An 18,375-nucleotide genomic window follows, 5' to 3' on the forward strand; every position below is an offset into this window, starting at 1 on the left:
CAGGCAGGTCCCGCTCAGGCGGGTGCCGGCTCATTCGGCTCCGGTCAAGCGGGTCCGGGCTCCGGGTCGTTCGGGCCTGGGCAGCCGGGTCCGGGTCAAGCGGGTCCCGGCGGGCCTGGGGCCAGCCCGTTCGGCACGGGTCAACCTGGTCCCGGCGGCTCTACCTCCGGCTCGTACAGCTCCGGCGTACCGGGTCCCGGCCAGCCGACCTCGGGTCGGCCCGGCGCAGGTCAGTCCGGCGCAGGTCAGCCCGGCGCGGGTCAGCCCGGTGGTGGACCGTTCGCGCCTGGTCAGTCCGGGCCGAGCCAGGCCGGGGGCGGGCAGTCCGGGCCTGGCCAGGCCGGTTCTGGGCTGGGGGGTGAGGAGGCTTGGCGGGCTAATCCGGATTGGGCTCCTTCCAAGCCGGCGTGGTCGCAGGGCGAGCCGGGTGAGACTGGTTCGGGTACGTCTGACTTGTGGCAGCCGAATCAGGGGCAGTCCGGGACGAACGGGCCGGACCCGTGGCAGCCGCGGCCTTCCTGGTCCGAGCCTGTGGAGACCGGCGCGGGTCAGCCGGACGGTTCGTCCGGCGCCGGTACGTCCCCCGGCAACAGCTCCGGCTCGTCGTCCGCCGGCACCTCCGGTAGGTCGGCTGACGGCAACTCCAGTACGTCGCCCCTCGGCGTCTCCGGTACGTCGCCCGTCGGCAACTCCGGTACGTCGGGTGACGGCAGCGCTCGTACGTCGGGTGACGGCAGCGCTCGTACATCGGGTGACGGCAGCGTCGGTACGTCGGCTGACGGCCCCGCGGGTGGTACCCGCGGCGGGTCGTCTGCGGGCGGGTCTGGGCAGGGCGCGTCGTGGGGGTCGCAGGCCGGTGAGGCGGGTGGCTCACAGGGCGGTGGCTCACAGGGCGGTGGTGATCAGGGCGGTGGTGATCAGGGCGGTGGTGATCAGGGTGGTGGGTCTTGGGGTAACCAGTCTTGGACGCTGCAGACCGGGGGGCGGACGCAGTCTGAGTCGAGTGCTTGGCAGGCGTCGCCTTCGCAGCAGGAGGGGCCGCGGCAGTCAGGGCCGCATTCTGAGGGGTCTTATCTGTGGGGCGCGCAGGGAAACCAGGAGCAGCCGGCTTCGCCTTGGAGTAATGCGTTGCCGCCTCAGGGACAGCAGGGCGGGCGGCACTCCTCGCAGGGCGGGCAGGGAGCTCAGGGCGGGCCTGGCGGTGGCCAGATCGGGCCGATGGGGCAGCCTGTGCAGCAGGCGCCTACGTGGCAGTATCCGCCCATTCCTATTCCGCAGCCGCCGGGCGGACGCCGTCGCAAGAAGAAGCGGCTGACGCGGCCGTTGCTGATCGGGATCGTCGCGTTGTCCGTCCTCGTGCTCGCGACCGGGATCACGTTGATCGTGCGGAGTGTCGGTGGTGGCGACGCGGAGGCGAAGCAGACCCCGACCGCCCCGGCGTCGACGACGCCTTCGGAGTCGCCGTCCCCGACGCCTTCGTCGCCGACGCCGACCGGTCCGCGGGGGCCGACGGTGGACGAGGTGGTGAAGGGGAGCCGGCTGTACACGATCGGCCCGGTGGCGGCGTCGAAGTGTGTGGAGCCGGCGTTCGCGCCGGTGACCGTGCCGGCCACGCAGCAGTACTACACCCGGCTGATGCTGTGCCTGAACCGGACCTGGTGGCTGGCGATGAAGAAGGCGAACCTGCCGTTCCGGAGCCCGAAGGCGGTCGTGTACGTCGGCAAGCTGTCGTCGCCGTGCGGGATGCAGCGCAGCGTCCGGGCGGCGTACTGCCTGGCGAACGAGACGATCTACCTGCCGTTCACGGTCGACAGCGTGAACTACGCGAAGAACCCGGTCTACGCGCGGGCGATCATTCTGAACACGTTCGCCCACGAGTACGGGCACCACGTGCAGAAGCTGAGCGGGATCCTCGCGTCGTCGCTGACCCGGCAGAAGAGCATGAACGCGACGCAGCAGCTGACCGAGAGCCGTCGGCGTGAGCTGCAGGCGACCTGCCTGGGCGCGGTCTACCTCGGTGCGAACGCCCAGTTCACCCCGATGTCCGGCCCGTTGCTCGCGAACTGGAGGCTGCTGATCGCGCACATGGGCGACGACTACGCCGTACCGCGTGGGCACGACCACGGCAACCGGGTGAGCAACTACCAGTGGTCGATCGCGGGCTACAACAGCAAGCAGCCCAACTCCTGCAACACCTTCACCGCCGCGCCCGTACGGGTCAACTGAGACAAAAAGAGCCGGCCCATCACGACGATGGGCCGGCTCTTGGCGCGTCTTAGCCGAACAGCCGCCGCGCGTTGCTCAGCGAGCCGCCGAACGACGTGACGAAGTTGCTCAGCGACTCCCCGATGTTCGACAGGTGCCAGTTCTCCGGGCCGGAGTACCAGCCGATGCCCTCGTCCGGGTCGTCGTCGTCATCGGTGGCCGCGATCTCCTGCGCCCACTTCTCGGTCAGCCCGAGTACGGCGGCGTACGGCAGGCACCGGGACGCGAACTCGAGCCGGCTGCCCTCCGGCAGGTCCGCGGAGGTCTCGTTGGCCAGGTAGTGCTGCAGACCGAACACCCTGCCCAGTACGGCGGCACCGCGCGCGGTACGGGCCGGTGCGGCCTGGCCGACCAGTGCGAGCACCAGCCCTGCCGCCATCACCGCGAACCCGACCAGGGCGAACTTGCTGACGATCGCGAGCACGATCGTCAGTACGACGCCCGCGCCGAGCAGCACCACGCCCGCCGTGGTCCAACGGTTCCGTACGGCGTCCGGGCGGTTGTTGAACCAGCCCTGCGTGACGACGTCGGCGTACAGCTGCTCCCGGACCAGGTTGAGCCGCGGCCGGAGCGAGTGCCCGAGGGCGGACACCAGTACGGCGTCACCGTCCGCGAACACCGCGTCCAGCAACGCCTTCTCGTACGCGAGCAGCTCCGGACCGCCCGGGTGCAGCCGCTTGAGCTCCCAGTCCAGCTTGCCGAAGTGCGAGTCCCGCGGCTGCTCGACGATCGTCAGGTAGTTGCGGACGGCAAGGTCCAGCAGGGTCGCGGTGATGTCGACGACGTCGGCCGACTCGTCCACCACGGTGCCGACCTGGCCGGGCCGGATACCGTCCGGCGCGGCGAACTGCGGCCCGTCGGCGCCGTCCAGCACCGGGCGCTCCGGCGCACCGTGGCCGACCTTGGCGGCGTCCCGGCCGCGGAAGAACCACAGGCCGACCGCGCCGAGCAGCCCGATGCCGAAGATCAGGATCGCGAGCCCGCCGGTGGTCGAGTCGACGGTGAACGCCCGGCCGAGCGACCACGGCGTCGTGTACTTCGCGTTCGGCTGCACCGTGGCCTGGTCGCTCAGCCCGGTCAGGAACGTCACCCGCCCGGCCGCCGGTACGCCGTTCTGCTGGATCTCGAGCTCGGCGGACTCCCCCAGCTGCGACGTCGTACACGGCATGCTCGACCCGGTGCGCCCGGCAAAGCAGGTCACCCAGGTCGCGAACGGGACGCTGATGTTCAGCTTGGCCTGGGGGATCGACACACCGAAGCCCTGCACGACCGGCCAGCTCACCTCGCGGCCGTCGACCGAGTCGGCGACCACGTTGCCGACGGTGTAGTTGTAGACGATCTGGGACTTCCCGGAGACGTTCAGCGTCAGCTTGCGGCCGTCGTCGACGCTCTGGTTCTGGAAGCCCTGCGCGGGCTGCCCGTTCACCGTCGCAGAGACGTCCTTGAGGTCGTACGTCCGGTCCCGGTCGGCGTCGGCCCGGACCCGCGTGGACAGCGTCCGGCTGAACGTCGTACCGCCGGGAGCCAGGTCCACGGTCTCCTTGACCTGCAGCTGGCCGTCCTTGGTCAGGGTCGCGTCCGCGGTGTACGCCGTGATCTGGTCGTCCGCGGTCACGGCGGCCTGGGCGGACACCGGGCTGAGGGCAACGAACAGGCCGGCGACCGGGGCGGTCAGGGACATCAGGAGGGCAGCCGGAAGGAGGCGGCGCTTCGGTGACATGGGTCGAGGGTAGTCTCGTGCCGGTTCGTGCAGCGAACCCGACAGACCGCGTGACCCGACCACAGGGAGGCCAAGAGCTGTGAGCAGCCCGTACGGCTACGGCGGCCAGCAGCAAGGCCAGTCACAGGGCCAGCAGCAGGGCCGCCCGCTCGGCCCGCCGCCCGGCGTCCTCCCGCCGCCGCAGTCCGCACCGTGGCCCCAGCAACAGGGTCAAGCGCCGTACCAGGGCCAGTTCCAGGGCCGGCCGTACGGCGGTCCCGGCCACTTCAACGGGTTCCAGCCGCCGCCCCGGCGGGACAGCTCGTTCCGCCTGGTACTGCTCGGCTTCTCGCTCCTCGTGGTCATCGGCATCGCGGCGGCGATCATGGCGATCGTGCTGTGGACCGGCGGCAGCACCTCCACCGCGTCCGGGCCCGTCGAGCCCAAGATCACCGGCCCGTCGATCGTGCCGACGCCGACCACCAACCCGGAGAAGGGCACCGCCGAGGACTTCCTGCTGAACGCGGACGTCTACCGGACCGGCCCGCTGCAGGAACAGAACTGCAAGTCGGCCGACCTCGGCAACGGGGGCCTGGCCGCGCAGAAGGTGTACTACCAGCGCCTCTTCAAGTGCCTGAACGACGCCTGGCGCCCGGTCTTCCACGAGCTCGGCCAGGACAAGCCGGACCCCGGGCTGGTCGTCTTCGACAAGCCGGTGCAGACCGCGTGCGGGAACTTCGAGCCGCTGTCCGGCCGGGTCCTGGCGTTCTACTGCTACGGCAACCAGATCATGTACGTCGACGTGAAGCAGATGGACAAGGCCTTCGGTCCCAAGGAGGACCTGGCCTACCTGATGACGATCGCGCACGAGTACGGGCACCACGTGCAGGGTGTGACCGGCCTGTTCTACGCGCGGGCAGCGTACCTGCAGGACCACCCGGACCAGAAGCTGGAGAGCTCGCGGCGGAACGAGTTGCAGGCGTCCTGCTTCGGTGGCGTGTTCAGCCGGGCCGTGGCGAAGACGTACCCGTTGACCAACCGGCTGGACGAGTTCAAGGAGCAGTCCAGCAACAGCTTCGGTGAGTCGCCGGACACGCCGGAGGACGAGCGTACGCACGGTCTGGCCACCAGCCAGGGGTTCTGGATCCAGAACGGGTTCAACGTCGGCGCGAACAAGGCCTGCGACACCTTTGCGGTATCGGCGGATCTGGTGAAGTGACTGGGCGCCTGGTCGGGGGCCGCTACCTGTTGGGGGAACCGCTCGGCGCGGGCGGCATGGGCTCGGTCTGGCGTGCCCACGATCAGCAACTGGACCGTACGGTCGCGCTCAAGCGGGCGCACGCCGGTGTCGACGACCAGGACGGGCGACGGCTGCGGCGCGAGGCCCGGACCGGTGCCCGGCTGCACGATCCGCATGTGGTGACGATCTTCGACGTGGTCTCCGACGGCGACGAGCACTGGCTGGTGCTGGAGTACCTGCCGTCGCGCAGCCTGGACGAGCTGGGGCGGTTGCCGGTCGACCAGGTGGCGCGGATCGGCGCCCAGATCGCGTCCGCGCTCCGGGCGGTGCATGCGGCCGGCATCCTGCACCGGGATCTGAAGCCGGCGAACGTCCTGGTCACGGCCGACGGTACGGCGAAACTCGCGGACTTCGGGATCTCGCAGCGGCTGTGGGCCGACGCGACGCTGACCGACAGCACCTCCGTCGGTACGCCGACCCACCTCGCCCCGGAAGTGGCTGACGGCAACGATCCGACGACGGCGTCCGACGTCTTCTCACTGGGCGCGGTGCTCTACAGCGCACTGGAAGGCCACTCCCCCTTCGGCACCGACCCGAACCCCTTGGCGGTACTGCGTCGTTCCGCGCGCGGTGAGCTCGACCCGCTCAAGCATGGCGGCGAGCTGACCCCGCTGATCACCCGCATGCTCGCGGTAGAGCCGTCAGAACGCCCCACCATCGACCAGGTCCTCCAAGAACTGGGCCACACGCCGCCGCCCCGTCCCCGCAAACGATGGGCGATCCCCGCAGCCGCTGCAGGCGTCGCTGTAGTAGCAGTCCTGGGCGTACTGATCGGGAAGGCTGTCCCGGATCCTTCGAAACCCTCCAGCGCACCAACAACCACAACCTCGTCAACACCAACAACCAGCCCCGTCGGCAACCCCCTGACCGTCGACCCTTGCGCGTTGATCGATGAGGCCTCCCTGAAGAGCTTCGGCGAGACCACCCTGGAGCCGGACTACGGCAACTTCGACCGCTGCGACGTGGTCGTGACCGGCAAGGGCGACCAGGAGGCCGACGTACGCGCGGAACTGAACCTGCCCGGCACGGAGACGGCGAGAGGCGACGTACAGAAGTTCACCGGCAACCTGCGGACCGTGACCCGGGAGAAGTCCGGTGGCGACAGCTGCGAGCGACTGCTGGTGCTGTCCGACCGTACGCAGATCCTGGTGGTCGCCAAGCACACGCACGGGTCCGGGATGAATGTCTGCGGGATGGCAGAGGCCGTTACGCAGAAGGCAATCGGCGTACTGCGGGCCGGCCCGATCCCCCGCCGTAAGACGCCGTTGCCGGCCAACTCGCTGGCGTACGTCGACGCGTGCACGTTGCTGGACAGCAAGGCGCTCAAGCTGATCCGGGGTGTCGACGCGTCCCAGCCGGACAGGTCGTTCGGCAACTGGAGGTGCGGCTGGGACAGTACGACGACCGACCTCGAGGTGGACCTGTACTTCGACCGGAACCAGCCGGGCTCGACGGACGGGCAGCCGCTGAAGATCAGCGGCCGGTCCGCGATCCTGTCGAACGAGAACGACGGCCCGGGCACGTGTGCGGTGGTGATCACGTTCCGGGAGTTCGTCGACGCGGACGGGCAGGACCAGGAGGAGCTGGTGACGATGTCCATCGCCGGTACGGCGAAACCCGTCACGCTGTGCGGATTGGCGACGAAGCTGGCCGAGGCAGCCGGCCCGAAGCTCCCGAAGGCGTGACGATGGACGCGATCCGCAGACTCCCCCAGAACCAGCGCAGCCTGGCAAGCGGCGTACCCGACGCACAGCCTGGCACCATCTTCGTGCTGAGTGTCGAGGGCGGCGTCAGCGCGGACCCAGGTGCGCACCGGACCATCCTGTTCGGGCGGAACCGGTCAGAGGTGCACGTGTCGGTCGGAGAGGACGACCAGCGCGTCAGCCGCATGCACGGGTCCATCAGCTACCGGGGCGGTCAGTGGTGGGTCGCGGTGACCGGACGGCTGCCGGTGCGATTCCCCCGCGAGCAGATGCTGTTCGGCGGCGAGGACCCGATGCCACTCGCTCCGGGTTACACGCCGCTGTTCGTCCAGGGCACCAGCGGTCGCGAGCACCTCTTGCAGGTGTACGTCGTCGGCGACAGCGGCAGCCGCCCCGTACTGCGGCCACGTGACCCAACGCAGCCCCCGCGCACCTGGCAGCTGTCCCCGCCGGAGAAGCTGGCACTGATCGTGGTCGGCCAGCGGTACCTCCTGCACGACCTGCACCCGTTGCCGATCTCCTGGCGACAGGCCGCGGACCAGCTCGCGGAGCTGCGGCCCGACGAGAACTGGACGGCCAAGCGGGTCGAGCACCTGGTGTCGAACGTACGCACCCGCCTGTCGCGGGACGGCGTACCCGGGCTGACCCGTGAGGAGGTCGGCGAGCCGGTCGGCAACGCCTTGAACGACAGCCTGTTCCGCGCGCTGCTGCTGACGACCACGCTGGTCCCGCGGGACCTCGACGTACTGGACGACTGAGCTCGGGAGGGGTCCCCGGCGACCGGCCTTACCTTCACCGCATGTTCAAGAGTCGTGACAACGCGGTCAACGTCCCGGTCTAGCTCAAGCGGTTGATGGACACACCCACGTGTTCGCTTCTGGTTATCGAACTGGTAACTGAGCGGCGTATTATCCGCCCGTGACGTTGCGACGCGGGGAGTTGGCGACGGCCGCGCGGACGTTGGTGGACGTGCTCGAGGAGACGGCCAGCAGATACGCCGACGAGCCGGCGCTGGACGACGGCAGCGTCAGCCTCAGCTATCGCGAGCTGCTGGCGCAGACCGGCAAGTTCGCGGGCCGGCTGACCGCGGCCGGGATCGGCCCGGGCGACCGGGTCGGGATCCGGATCTCGTCCGGCCACAACGACCTGTACGTGGCGATTCTCGGCACCCTGCAGGCCGGCGCGGCGTACGTCCCGGTCGACGCCGACGACCCGGAGGAACGCGCCGAGCTGGTGTTCGGCGAGGCGGACGTCGCGGCGACGGTCGGCGACGACCTGGCGCTCACGCTGACCCGCCCGCAGCCGGACCCGATCGACAACGACGCGGCCAACGGCGCCTTCGACTACCCGTACTCCGCACGGATGGATTCCTCGAGTACGACGGAGGCCAAGGGCAGCGGGCCGGAGCCGACCGACGACGCGTGGATCATCTTCACGTCGGGCTCGACCGGCGTACCGAAGGGGGTCGCGGTCACGCACCGCTCGGCTGCCGCGTTCGTGGACGCCGAGGCCCGGCTGTTTCTTCAGAACGAGCCGATCGGGCCGGACGACCGGGTGCTGGCCGGGCTGTCGGTGGCGTTCGACGCGTCCTGCGAGGAGATGTGGCTGGCCTGGCGGCACGGCGCCTGCCTGGTGCCCGCGCCGCGGTCGCTGGTCCGGACCGGGATGGACCTCGGACCATGGTTGGTTGCCCAAGGCATCACCATCGTGTCGACCGTGCCGACGCTCGCGGCGCTCTGGCCGGCCGACGCACTGGACCAGGTCCGGCTGCTGATCTTCGGCGGCGAGGCCTGCCCGCCCGAGCTGGCCGAGCGGCTCGCGGTCGACGGCCGCGAGGTCTGGAACACGTACGGCCCGACCGAGGCGACCGTGGTCGCCTGTGCCGCGCAGCTGACCGGCGAGGGGCCGGTCCGGATCGGGCTTCCGCTGGACGGCTGGGACCTCGCGGTAGTGGATGCCGCGGGCAACGAAGTCGCCGACGGCGAGATCGGTGAGCTGATCATCGGCGGCGTCGGCCTGGCCCGGTACCTCGACCCGGCCAAGGACGCGGAGAAGTTCGCGCCGATGCCGACGCTCGGCTGGGAACGCGCGTACCGCAGCGGCGACCTGGTCCGCTCGGACCCGCTCGGCCTGCTGTTCCAGGGCCGCGCCGACGAGCAGGTGAAGCTCGGCGGCCGGCGGATCGAGCTCGGCGAGGTCGACGCCGCCCTGCAGGCGCTGCCGGGGGTGACCGGCGCCGCGGCCGCCGTACGGAACAGCGCGGCGGGCAACCAGCTCCTCGTCGGGTACGTCGTACCGGAGGATCCGGACGCGTTCGACAACGCGAAGGCCACCGAGCGGCTGCGGGAGGCGCTGCCCGCGGCGCTCGTACCGCTGCTCGCGATCGTCGACACGCTGCCGACCCGGACGTCCGGCAAGGTCGACCGGAACGCCCTGCCCTGGCCGCTGCCCGGGATGGACAGCGACGGCCCCGCGGCCGAGCTCAGCGGTACGGCGGGCTGGCTGGCGGAGCGCTGGACGAAGGTCCTCGGCGCCAAGGTCACCGGGCCCGACAACGACTTCTTCCTGCACGGCGGCGGCAGCCTCGCGGCGGCGCAACTGGTGTCGGCGCTGCGCGAGCAGTACCCCGAGGTGACGGTCGGCGACATCTACGAGTACCCGCGGCTCGGGGCGCTCGCGGAGCGGCTCGACGACTTCCAGCCCGCGGCGCAGGAGCCCGTCGAGCTGCGCGAGATCCGGCCGACGCCGCGCGGCACCCAGCTCCTGCAGACCGCGCTGACCCTGATCCTGCAGACCGTCGTCGGCGTCCGCTGGCTGGTCTACCTGTTCACGCTGAACAACCTGCTCGCCACCCTGATCGACCCGCTGCCATGGGCGAGGACCGTGTCGTGGTGGTGGATCCTGGCCGGCTGGCTGCTCCTGATCAGCCCGGCGGGCCGGATGGGCATCGCAGTGATCGGCGCCCGGATCCTGCTCCGCAACCTCAGCCCCGGGACCTATCCGCGCGGCGGCAACGTGCACGTCCGGCTCTGGGCCGCGGAGAACCTGGCCGACGCCGCCGGTGCCGCGAACCTCGCCGGCGCCCCCTGGATCACCTACTACGCCCGCGCGCTCGGCGCGAAGATCGGCCGCGGCGTCGACCTACACACGCTGCCGCCGATCACCGGCATGCTCACGATGGGCCGCGGCGCCTCGATCGAACCGGAGGTCGACCTGGCCGGCTACTGGACCGAGGGCGACCAGCTGCACGTCGGCCCGGTGTCGGTCGGCGCCGACGCGGTGGTCGGGTCCCGCAGCACGCTGCTGCCCGGCGCCGAGATCGGCCGGAGCGCCGAGATCATGGCCGGCTCCGCGGTCTCCGGCAAGGTCCCCGCGAACGAGCGCTGGTCCGGCTCCCCCGCGGCCCGGATCGGCCGCGCCCGGCACCCGTGGCCGGACCACCGGCCGAACCGCGCGCCGTGGTGGGTGGCGGCGTACGGCGCCCAGTCCGCGCTGATGTCGCTGATCCCGGTCGCCGGTGCCGTGGCCGCGTTCGCCGTCCTCGGCCGTTCGGTCCGGGGTACGTCGACGCTGCAGCAGGCGGCGCTGCACGCGCTGGCCGCGGTCCCGCTGATGACGGTCGTCGGTTTCGCGACGATCGCCGTACTGACCCTGATCGGCGTCCGGCTGCTCGGGATCGGCATCAAGCCCGGGCACTACCCGGTCCGCAGCCGGATCGGCTGGCAGGTCTGGGCAACCGAACGGCTGCTGGACTCGGCCCGCACGCTGCTCTTCCCGCTGTACGCGAGCCTGCTGACGCCCTGGTGGCTGCGGGCGCTCGGGGCGAAGATCGGCCGCGACGTCGAGGCGTCGACGGTGCTGCTGCTGCCGAAGATGACCACGGTCGGTGAGGGCGCGTTCCTCGCCGACGACACGATGATCGCGTCGTACGAGCTGGGCGGCGGCTGGCTGCACGTGGCCGGCGCGAAGGTCGGCAAGCGCGCGTTCCTCGGCAACTCCGGGATGACCGCGCCAGGGCGCTCGGTCCCGAAGAACGGCCTGGTCGCGGTGCTGTCGGCGGCCCCGAAGAAGTCCAAGGCCGGTACGTCGTGGCTCGGCTCGCCGCCGGTGAAGCTCCGCCGGCAGGCCGTCTCGGGCGACCAGAGCCGCACGTACAACCCGCCGTACAAGCTGAAGGTCGCTCGCGCGCTGGTCGAGCTGTGCCGGTTCGTGCCGATGATGTGCACGGTGCTGATCGGGCTCGGCGTGCTGTTCGGGCTGCAGGCGCTGGACATCTGGCTCGGTCCGTGGCTCGCCGTGCTGCTGTCCGGCGCGGTGATCCTGGCCGCCGGCGCGGTCGCGGGCGGGATGGCGACGGTCGCGAAGTGGCTGATCGTCGGCCGCACCCGCGCCGTCGAGTACCCGCTGTGGAGCTCGTTCGTGTGGCGCAACGAGGTGGTCGACAGCTTCGTCGAACTCGTCGCCGCGCCCTGGTTCGCGAACGCCGCCGCCGGTACGCCGGTGCTCAACCTCTGGCTGCGGTCACTCGGAGCGAAGATCGGCAAGGGCGTCTGGTGCGAGACGTACTGGTTGCCGGAGGCGGATCTGATCACCCTGGGCGACGGCGCCACGGTGAATCGCGGTTGTGTGCTGCAGACGCACCTTTTTCATGATCGAGTTCTCTCCATGAACACAGTCACCTTCGGGCCCGGGGCAACTCTCGGCCCGCACGGCATCGTCCTCCCGGCCGCCGGGATCGGAGCAGGGGCTACCATCGGCCCGGTGTCTCTCGTGATGCGTGGTGAAGGTGTTCCAGCGGGTACACGCTGGGCTGGGAACCCGATCGCTCCCTGGCAGGGCTGATGGTTGACCGCTATGTGCCCAGCCATGGAAACCCCGGCTACAAGGTCGAGTCGTACGACCTGGAGCTGGACTATCGGGTCAGCAGCAACCGGCTGAGCGGCAAGGCGACCATCACCGCCTTCGCCACCGAGCCGCTGACCCGCTTCAGCCTCGACCTGTCCGGCCTCCGCGCGTCGAAGGTGGCGGTGAACGGCCGCCGCCCGCAGCGTTTCAGCCAGCGCGCCGGCAAGCTCTACGTGACCGCGCCGATCCCGGACGGCGCCGAGTTCTCGATCGACGTCCAGTACGGCGGGAACCCGAAGCCCGAGGACAGCCCGTGGGGCGAGCTCGGCTGGGAGGAACTCACCGAGGGTGTGATCGTGGCCAGCCAGCCGAGCGGCGCGGCCACCTGGTTCCCGTGCAACGACCACCCCGCCGACAAGGCGCACTACCGGATCTCGATCACCACGGACTCGCCGTACCAGGTGGTCGCGAACGGCCGGCTGGTGTCCCGGCGGGTGAAGGCCAGCCGGACGACCTGGGTGTTCGACCAGGCGGCCCCGATGGCGACGTACCTGGCGACCGTGCAAATCGGGCGGTACGACGAGGTCGACCTGGCCACGTCCCCGGTGACGATCCGCGGGGTGCTGCCGGGCGGGCAGATCCGCGAGTTCCGGCAGGACTTCGGGCGCCAGCAGGACATGATGAAGCTGTTCTGCCGGCTGTTCGGACCGTACCCGTTCGGCGGGTACACGGTCGTGGTGACCGACGACCCGCTGGAGATCCCGCTGGAGGCGCAGGGCATCTCGGTCTTCGGCAGCAACCACGTGGACGGGCGGCGCGGCTCCGAGCGGCTGGTCGCGCACGAACTGGCACACCAGTGGTTCGGCAACAGCCTCACCCCGTCGAACTGGCAGCACATCTGGCTGAACGAGGGCTTCGCCTGTTACGCCGAGTGGTTGTGGTCGGAGGAGTCGGGCGGGCTGACCGCGGACCAGCAGGTCGCGAAGGCCCACAGCCGGCTGAAGGGCCTGGAGCAGGATCTGCTGCTGTCCGACCCGGGGCCGGAGCTGATGTTCGACGACCGGCTCTACAAGCGCGGCGCGATCACCCTGCACGTACTGCGGAAACACCTGGGCGACGACGCGTTCTTCGAACTGCTCCGCACCTGGACGAAGACGCACCGGCACGGGTCCGTGAGTACGGCGGAGTTCGTCGCGCTGGCGACGACGTTCAGCCCGGACGAGGACGCCCTGCGGAAGCTGTTCGCCGCGTGGCTGGACTCGTACGACCTGCCGCCACTGCCCCGGAGGCGGTGAGCCGATGAGCGTCGGGTGGGAGTTCTACGGCGGTACGGCGCTGATCCTGCTGATCGTGATCGTGGCCGGTCGCCGGCTCCGCCGCCCGGGCTCGCCGAAGGGACCCACCTGGCGCAACATCGCGATCGGCGCGGTGCTGTTCGTGCTGGCCGGCGGCTTGTACGCGTTGCCGCCGCACAACGTCGTGTTCGCCGTACTGGCGACGGTGCTCGGCTGCGGGTTCTTCGTGATCGGCATCGCGACGCTCGGCGGCGGGTACTTCGGGTTCCTCGGGGCGGCGGCGGCCGGGATGGCGGCGGTGCCGTTCCTGATGACGCCGACGCCGTTGGTGCTGTCGCACGTCGGCCGGGTCGTGACGTGCAAGGTCCGCGGCTACGACGGCACCGGGGTGCAGTCGTTCACCGCGGACTGCCCCGACGGGCACAGCCACGACATGAGCAGCGGCGACTACAAGCATTTCCCGAACGGCCAGGTCCGGCTGATCGTCGACCCGCACAACGTGCTGCCCGCGCAGTTCGACGGGCCGCTGCACGTCACCGCCAAAGTCGTGTCGAGCATCCTTCTGCTGCTCGGTGCCGCGGGCATCGTCGTGGCCGCGGCGATCACCAACCGGCGGCGGCACGGCGAGGTCCCGCACGTCGTCAACCCACGCTTCAGCTCCGGCCCGTAGGGCGTCAGCCCCGCTTCCGCACGATCAGTACGTCGATACCGTCGAGGATCCGCTCCAGCCCGAAGGCCACGTCGTCGTCGTGGACCTCGTCGGTGTACTGGTCGCCGGCCATCAGCCCGGCCAGGATCGAGTACCCGAGTTCCTGCAGGCGGGGCTCCAGGAACCGGGCCACCGCGGCCGGCTCCACGGGGGTGGTGGTGCTGTCCTGTACGTCGCGCCGAGCAGCGGCGGTCCGCCGGGCGTACCCGTCCAGCAGGAGCCCGCACGACAGGCTCTCGGCGGGGCTCAGCCCGGCGCCGGTCAGCACTCTCAGGATCGCCTCCGCCCAGCCGAGCAGGTTCGGGGTCATCGGCGCGCCACGGATCGGGAGATCGCAGAGCCAGGGGTGTACGTCGCAGCGATCGACCATCGCCCGGGTCCAGCCGGTTGCGCCCGCGCGCCAGTCGGCGGCGTGCAGGTCGGGCGCCGGCCCCCAGGCGGCGTCCGCGAGCAGGACCAGCAACTCGTCGCGGGATCTGACGTACCGGTAGATCGCGTTCGCGGTCAGGCCGAGCTTCTGGGCGAGCTTGGGCATCGACAGCGCGGCGAACCCGTCGGCATCGGCCAGTTCGAGGGCGGCGTCGACGATCTGCTCGACGCTCTGGGTCGGCTTCCGGCCGAGCCGGTGCGACTTGGCCGGCCGGCCCCAGGCCAGTACGAGCCCCGGCGGCAGCTGCGATTCGTCGGACGGCATCAGGGCCGGCTCCTCCCGGATTGACTTCGTGTGTACCTTACACTTTATATTAGTGTGACCCACACACGAATACAGTCGAAGGAATGTGAGCGAGTTATGCGACAGCAGGATCAGCACCACCGGCAGCGCCGCCGACTCGGGGCGCTGGTGATCACAGCGTTGCTCACGAGTTCGGTGGCCGCCTGCGGCGGAGTGGCCGAGGCCGACGGTCGCCGTACGGCGGAGACCCCCACCGTGGTCTCCACCGACGAGGGCGCCGTCCGCGGCACGCTCACCGCACAAGCCCGGCTCTTCCAGGGAATCCCGTACGCCGCTCCGCCCGTCGGCAAGCTTCGCTGGGCATCGCCGCAGCGCGCCGCGTCCTGGCGCGGCGTCCGGGACGCCACCAAGCCCGGGAACCGATGTGCCCAGGCCGAGGGGCTGATCGACCCGGCGAGCACCACCGAGGACTGCCTCTACCTCAACGTCACCACCCCACTCGGCAGCGACGGCCGGAAGCTGCCGGTCATGGTGTGGATCCACGGCAACGGCTTCATCAGCGGAGCCGGCAGCCTGTACGACGCGCAGCAACTCGCGAACAGCGGTCAGGTCGTCGTGGTCAGCCCCAACTACCGGCTGGGTATCTTCGGCTTCCTCGCCCATCCGGCGCTGGACCACGCCCGAGCGCGTCAGCTCTCGGGCAACTTCGGCCTCGAAGATCAGCAGGCCGCGCTGCGGTGGGTGCAACGCAACGCGGCAGCGTTCGGCGGCGACCCGGGCAACGTCACGATCTTCGGCGAGTCGGCCGGCGGCACCAGCGTCTGTTCCCAGCTGGCCGCGCCCGGCTCAGCGGGCCTGTTCCAGAAGGCGATCGTGCAGAGTGCCGAGTGCACCGGAAGGAACTGGTCGCCCGGGCCGCCGACCTGGTTCCCGCTGCCGCGCTCCGAACGTGAGCAGCACGGCCTCGAGGTCGCATCCAAGCTCGGCTGCTCCCGCCCGGCGGCCGCCGCGGCCTGCCTGCGGTCCAAGTCCACCGAGGAGCTTGCCAAGTGGTCCGACGACGGGGTCGGATCGGGACCCACCGTCGGCGGCGGCATGCTGCCGATCAGCCCGGAACGCGCCTTCGCCACCGGCCGCTTCAACCACGTCCCGATCATCCAGGGCACCACCCGAGACGAACACAACCTGTTCACCGCGGCCATCGAAACCGCGACCGGTCAGGTCACGACCCCCACCAGCTACCGGGAGCAGATCCACACGCTCTTCGATCCGGCCGACGCGGCACGGGTCCTGGCCCGCTATCCCGTCGGCAAGTTCCGATCCGCCGGCGAGGCGTTGTCGGCCGTCGTCACCGACTGGGCGTGGGGCTGCCCGGTTCTCGCCCGGGATCGCGCACTCGCCGCACACACGCCGCTCTATGCGTACGAGTTCGCCGACACGACCGCGCCGTGGTTCACCACGCTCCCGAAGCCGAACTTCCCGACCGGCGCGTTCCACGGCGCCGAACTGCAGTACCTCTTCAACGACGAGCAGCTCCCAGGCCCGAGTACGCCCGCACAGAAGCAACTCGCCGCGACGATGATCAGCTACTGGACTCAGTTCGCACACACCGGAAACCCGAACGGCCCGAACCAGCCCCGCTGGCAGCCCTTCCAGGACAAGGACCACGTCCAGTCCCTCGACTCAACAGCCATCGCCCCGGCCGACCTAGCCCAAGAACACCAGTGCGCCTTCTGGACCTCCATCACCCCGTAGTGCCCCCGCGCACTCCGCGCGCTCGTCGAGTCGTGAGATTCGGCGGGCGCCGCGCCGCATTCGGCGACCTCGATCCACGACTCGGCGTAGCCCCGGGAGGGCGCTAGGTGGTGCGGGCGATCTCGGCGGCGGCCTTGACGAAACGCTCGGTGAGCGGGGTCCGGGTCGCCCACGCGGCCCCGGTCCACCAGGTGGCGGCGCGGCCCGGGAGCGGCACCAGCCGGACCTCGGGCGGCGCGATCCGTTCGGCGGTCTGCGGTACGACGGCCGGCCCCGCGCCCGCGGCGGTCAGCGCGAGCACGGTCTGCAGATCGCCGGCCTCCTGGAGTACTTGCGGGTGGCAACCGAGTTCGGCGTACAGGCTGTTGATCTGTGCGGTCAGGCCCGGTCCGCGGGCCGGCGTCAGGCGGACGAGCGGCCGCGCGTCGATCCAGCTGACCAGGTCCCGCGGGAGGTCCTGATCGGCCGGTACGGCGAGGGCCAGGCGGTCGCGGCGCAGCCGGAGATGCTCGAGGCCCGCGGGCACCGGCAGGCGGACGAACCCGATCTGCAGGCTGCCCGCGAGCAGGCGCTCGCACTGCACGGTCGACGGCAGGTCCTCGAGCGAGATCGTCACCCCCGGCCAGCGGCTCCGGAACAGCGCCACCGCCCGCGGCGCCAGCTCGATCCCGGACAGGCCGAAGCCGATCGCCAGCGATCCAACGACGCCGGACGCGACCTGCGCGGCCCGCCGCTCGAAGGCCTCCGAGCGGTCCAGCAACTCCAGAGCGTCAGCAAGCAGCAGCTCCCCCGCCGGGGTCAACCGGGCGCCGTGCCGGCCGCGACTGAACAGCACCGCGCCGACCCGGCGCTCCAAGACCTGGATCTGCTTGGTCAGCGCGGGCTGGCTGGTCGACAGCTCGGCGGCCGCAGCGCCGAAGTTCCGCAGGCGGGCGACCGTGACGAACGCCCGGAGCAGCCGCAGATCCATAACGTCAGGATATGGAATCCGCGCAAACAGTGATTGGACGTCATGGATGGACCGGCGTTTCGATAGCTGTATGACGACCTTCCGCGCAGCCGTGGTCCAGTTCGAGCCGACCCCCGACCAACCGGCCGCCAATCTCGGCACGGTCGAGCGGCTGGCGCGGGAGGCGGTGGACGGCGGTGCCCGGCTGGTGGCCTTCCCGGAGCTGTGCCTGCTCGGCTACTGGCACCTTCGCAACCACACGCGCAAGCGGCTGCACGAACTCGCGGAGCCGGCCGACGGTCCGCTGGTCACCCGGGTGCTTGCCCTGGCCAAGGAACTCGGCGCGGGGATCGGGGTCGGGTTCCTGGAGGAGTCGGACGGGGTGCTGTTCAACGCGTACGCCGTGTGCCTGCCGGACGGGCGGGTCCACGTGCACCGGAAGCTGCACGCGTTCGAGCACGAGGCGATCGCGAGCGGGTCGGCGTACACGGTCTTCGACACGCCGTGGGGGTTCCGGGCCGGGGTACTGATCTGCTGGGACAACAATCTGGTCGAGAACGTCCGGATCACCGCGTTGCTCGGCGCAACGGTCCTGCTCGCGCCGCATCAGACCGGCGGGACGAACTCCCGCAGCCCGTACGGCATGAAGCCGATCCCGCTGTCGGTCTGGGAGCACCGGCTGACCGACCCGGGTGCGGTCGAGGGCGCGTTCAACGGGCCGAGCGGGCGCGAGTGGCTGCTGCGCTGGCTCCCGTCGCGTGCCCACGACAACGGCCTGTTCGTTCTCTTCAGCAACGGAGTCGGCCGGGACGACAACGAGCTCCGCACCGGCAACAGCATGATCCTCGACCCGTACGGCCGGATCGTCGCGGAGACCCCCGTCCCCGCGGAGGCAGTCGTCACCGCCGACCTCGACCTGTCCCTCGTCCCACTCTCGACCGGCCGCCGCTGGCTCCGCGGCCGCCGCCCCGAGCTGTACGGCCTGCTCACCGAACACCTGGGCAACGAACTCAACCCCCGCGCCGCTCGCTTCTCGAACGCCCCGGTCGAACTCCACGCTCCGCTCCCCCAGCACCGTGCCGAGGAGGCGTGACCGCACAGTGCCCATCAACTGCCGCCGGCCGACACGGCGGGGGGTCAGTAGACCAGGGCGCTGGCCGACATCGCGGAATCAGTAGACCA

13 protein-coding genes are annotated in these 18,375 nt (G+C 70.6%); 9 read left to right on the forward strand and 4 right to left on the reverse strand.

Annotated elements, in window-relative coordinates; all coding sequences use genetic code 11:
- Positions 1-548: 548 nt before the first annotated feature.
- A complete protein-coding gene (locus ACQHIV_RS25300; protein WP_427885726.1) occupies positions 549-689 on the reverse strand; it encodes a hypothetical protein in 141 nt (46 codons plus the stop codon).
- Positions 690-1,218: 529 nt separating this feature from the next.
- Between ACQHIV_RS25300 and ACQHIV_RS25305 the strand changes: the two genes are divergently transcribed.
- Positions 1,219-2,226 (forward strand): neutral zinc metallopeptidase, encoded by a 1,008-nt coding sequence (locus tag ACQHIV_RS25305; protein ID WP_427885728.1) that lies wholly within the window; start codon positions 1,219-1,221, stop codon positions 2,224-2,226.
- A 49-nt stretch (positions 2,227-2,275) separates the two neighbouring features.
- Here ACQHIV_RS25305 and ACQHIV_RS25310 read toward each other — a convergent pair whose 3' ends face one another.
- Positions 2,276-3,985, reverse strand: a complete 1,710-nt coding sequence (locus tag ACQHIV_RS25310) for a DUF2207 domain-containing protein (protein ID WP_427885729.1) — start codon at positions 3,983-3,985, stop codon at positions 2,276-2,278.
- A 79-nt stretch (positions 3,986-4,064) separates the two neighbouring features.
- Here ACQHIV_RS25310 and ACQHIV_RS25315 point away from each other — a divergent pair, with 79 nt between their 5' ends.
- The 6 genes from ACQHIV_RS25315 (at position 4,065) to ACQHIV_RS25340 (ending at position 13,777) form a co-directional block, all read left to right on the forward strand.
- Positions 4,065-5,183 carry a neutral zinc metallopeptidase gene (locus ACQHIV_RS25315; RefSeq protein ID WP_427885731.1) on the forward strand — a complete coding sequence of 373 codons (1,119 nt, stop codon included), beginning with the start codon at positions 4,065-4,067 and terminating at the stop codon, positions 5,181-5,183.
- Positions 5,180-6,949: a protein kinase domain-containing protein gene (locus ACQHIV_RS25320; RefSeq protein WP_427885733.1), complete on the forward strand. Its 1,770-nt coding sequence runs from the start codon at positions 5,180-5,182 to the stop codon at positions 6,947-6,949. Before ACQHIV_RS25315 ends, ACQHIV_RS25320 begins: the two co-directional genes overlap by 4 nt.
- A 2-nt stretch (positions 6,950-6,951) precedes the next feature.
- A complete protein-coding gene (locus tag ACQHIV_RS25325) occupies positions 6,952-7,725 on the forward strand; it encodes a hypothetical protein (protein WP_427885735.1) in 774 nt (257 codons plus the stop codon).
- Between the two features lie 160 nt (positions 7,726-7,885).
- Positions 7,886-11,809, forward strand: coding sequence for a Pls/PosA family non-ribosomal peptide synthetase (locus ACQHIV_RS25330; protein WP_427885736.1), 3,924 nt, complete (start codon positions 7,886-7,888; stop codon positions 11,807-11,809).
- Complete coding sequence (locus ACQHIV_RS25335; protein ID WP_427885738.1) at positions 11,809-13,107, forward strand: M1 family metallopeptidase; 1,299 nt, start codon at positions 11,809-11,811, stop codon at positions 13,105-13,107. The genes ACQHIV_RS25330 and ACQHIV_RS25335 overlap by 1 nt, the downstream gene beginning before the upstream one ends.
- Before the next feature lie 4 nt (positions 13,108-13,111).
- Positions 13,112-13,777: a hypothetical protein gene (locus ACQHIV_RS25340; RefSeq protein ID WP_427885740.1), complete on the forward strand. Its 666-nt coding sequence runs from the start codon at positions 13,112-13,114 to the stop codon at positions 13,775-13,777.
- A gap of 4 nt (positions 13,778-13,781) precedes the next feature.
- On the opposite strand, the gene ACQHIV_RS25345 is transcribed toward ACQHIV_RS25340, so the two are convergent.
- Positions 13,782-14,510, reverse strand: a complete 729-nt coding sequence (locus tag ACQHIV_RS25345; protein WP_427885741.1) for a TetR/AcrR family transcriptional regulator — start codon at positions 14,508-14,510, stop codon at positions 13,782-13,784.
- Between the two features lie 96 nt (positions 14,511-14,606).
- Here ACQHIV_RS25345 and ACQHIV_RS25350 point away from each other — a divergent pair, with 96 nt between their 5' ends.
- A complete protein-coding gene (locus tag ACQHIV_RS25350; RefSeq protein WP_427885743.1) occupies positions 14,607-16,244 on the forward strand; it encodes a carboxylesterase/lipase family protein in 1,638 nt (545 codons plus the stop codon).
- A gap of 103 nt (positions 16,245-16,347) precedes the next feature.
- Here ACQHIV_RS25350 and ACQHIV_RS25355 read toward each other — a convergent pair whose 3' ends face one another.
- A complete protein-coding gene (locus tag ACQHIV_RS25355) occupies positions 16,348-17,214 on the reverse strand; it encodes a LysR family transcriptional regulator (protein ID WP_427885745.1) in 867 nt (288 codons plus the stop codon).
- Positions 17,215-17,284: 70 nt separating this feature from the next.
- Here ACQHIV_RS25355 and ACQHIV_RS25360 point away from each other — a divergent pair, with 70 nt between their 5' ends.
- On the forward strand, positions 17,285-18,286 hold the full coding sequence (locus ACQHIV_RS25360; RefSeq protein WP_427885747.1) for a nitrilase family protein: 1,002 nt from the start codon (positions 17,285-17,287) through the stop codon (positions 18,284-18,286).
- Positions 18,287-18,375 lie beyond the last annotated feature (89 nt).

Source organism: Kribbella polygonati (genome assembly GCF_050320105.1).
In the GTDB taxonomy this organism is placed as follows: Bacteria; Actinomycetota; Actinomycetes; order Propionibacteriales; family Kribbellaceae; genus Kribbella.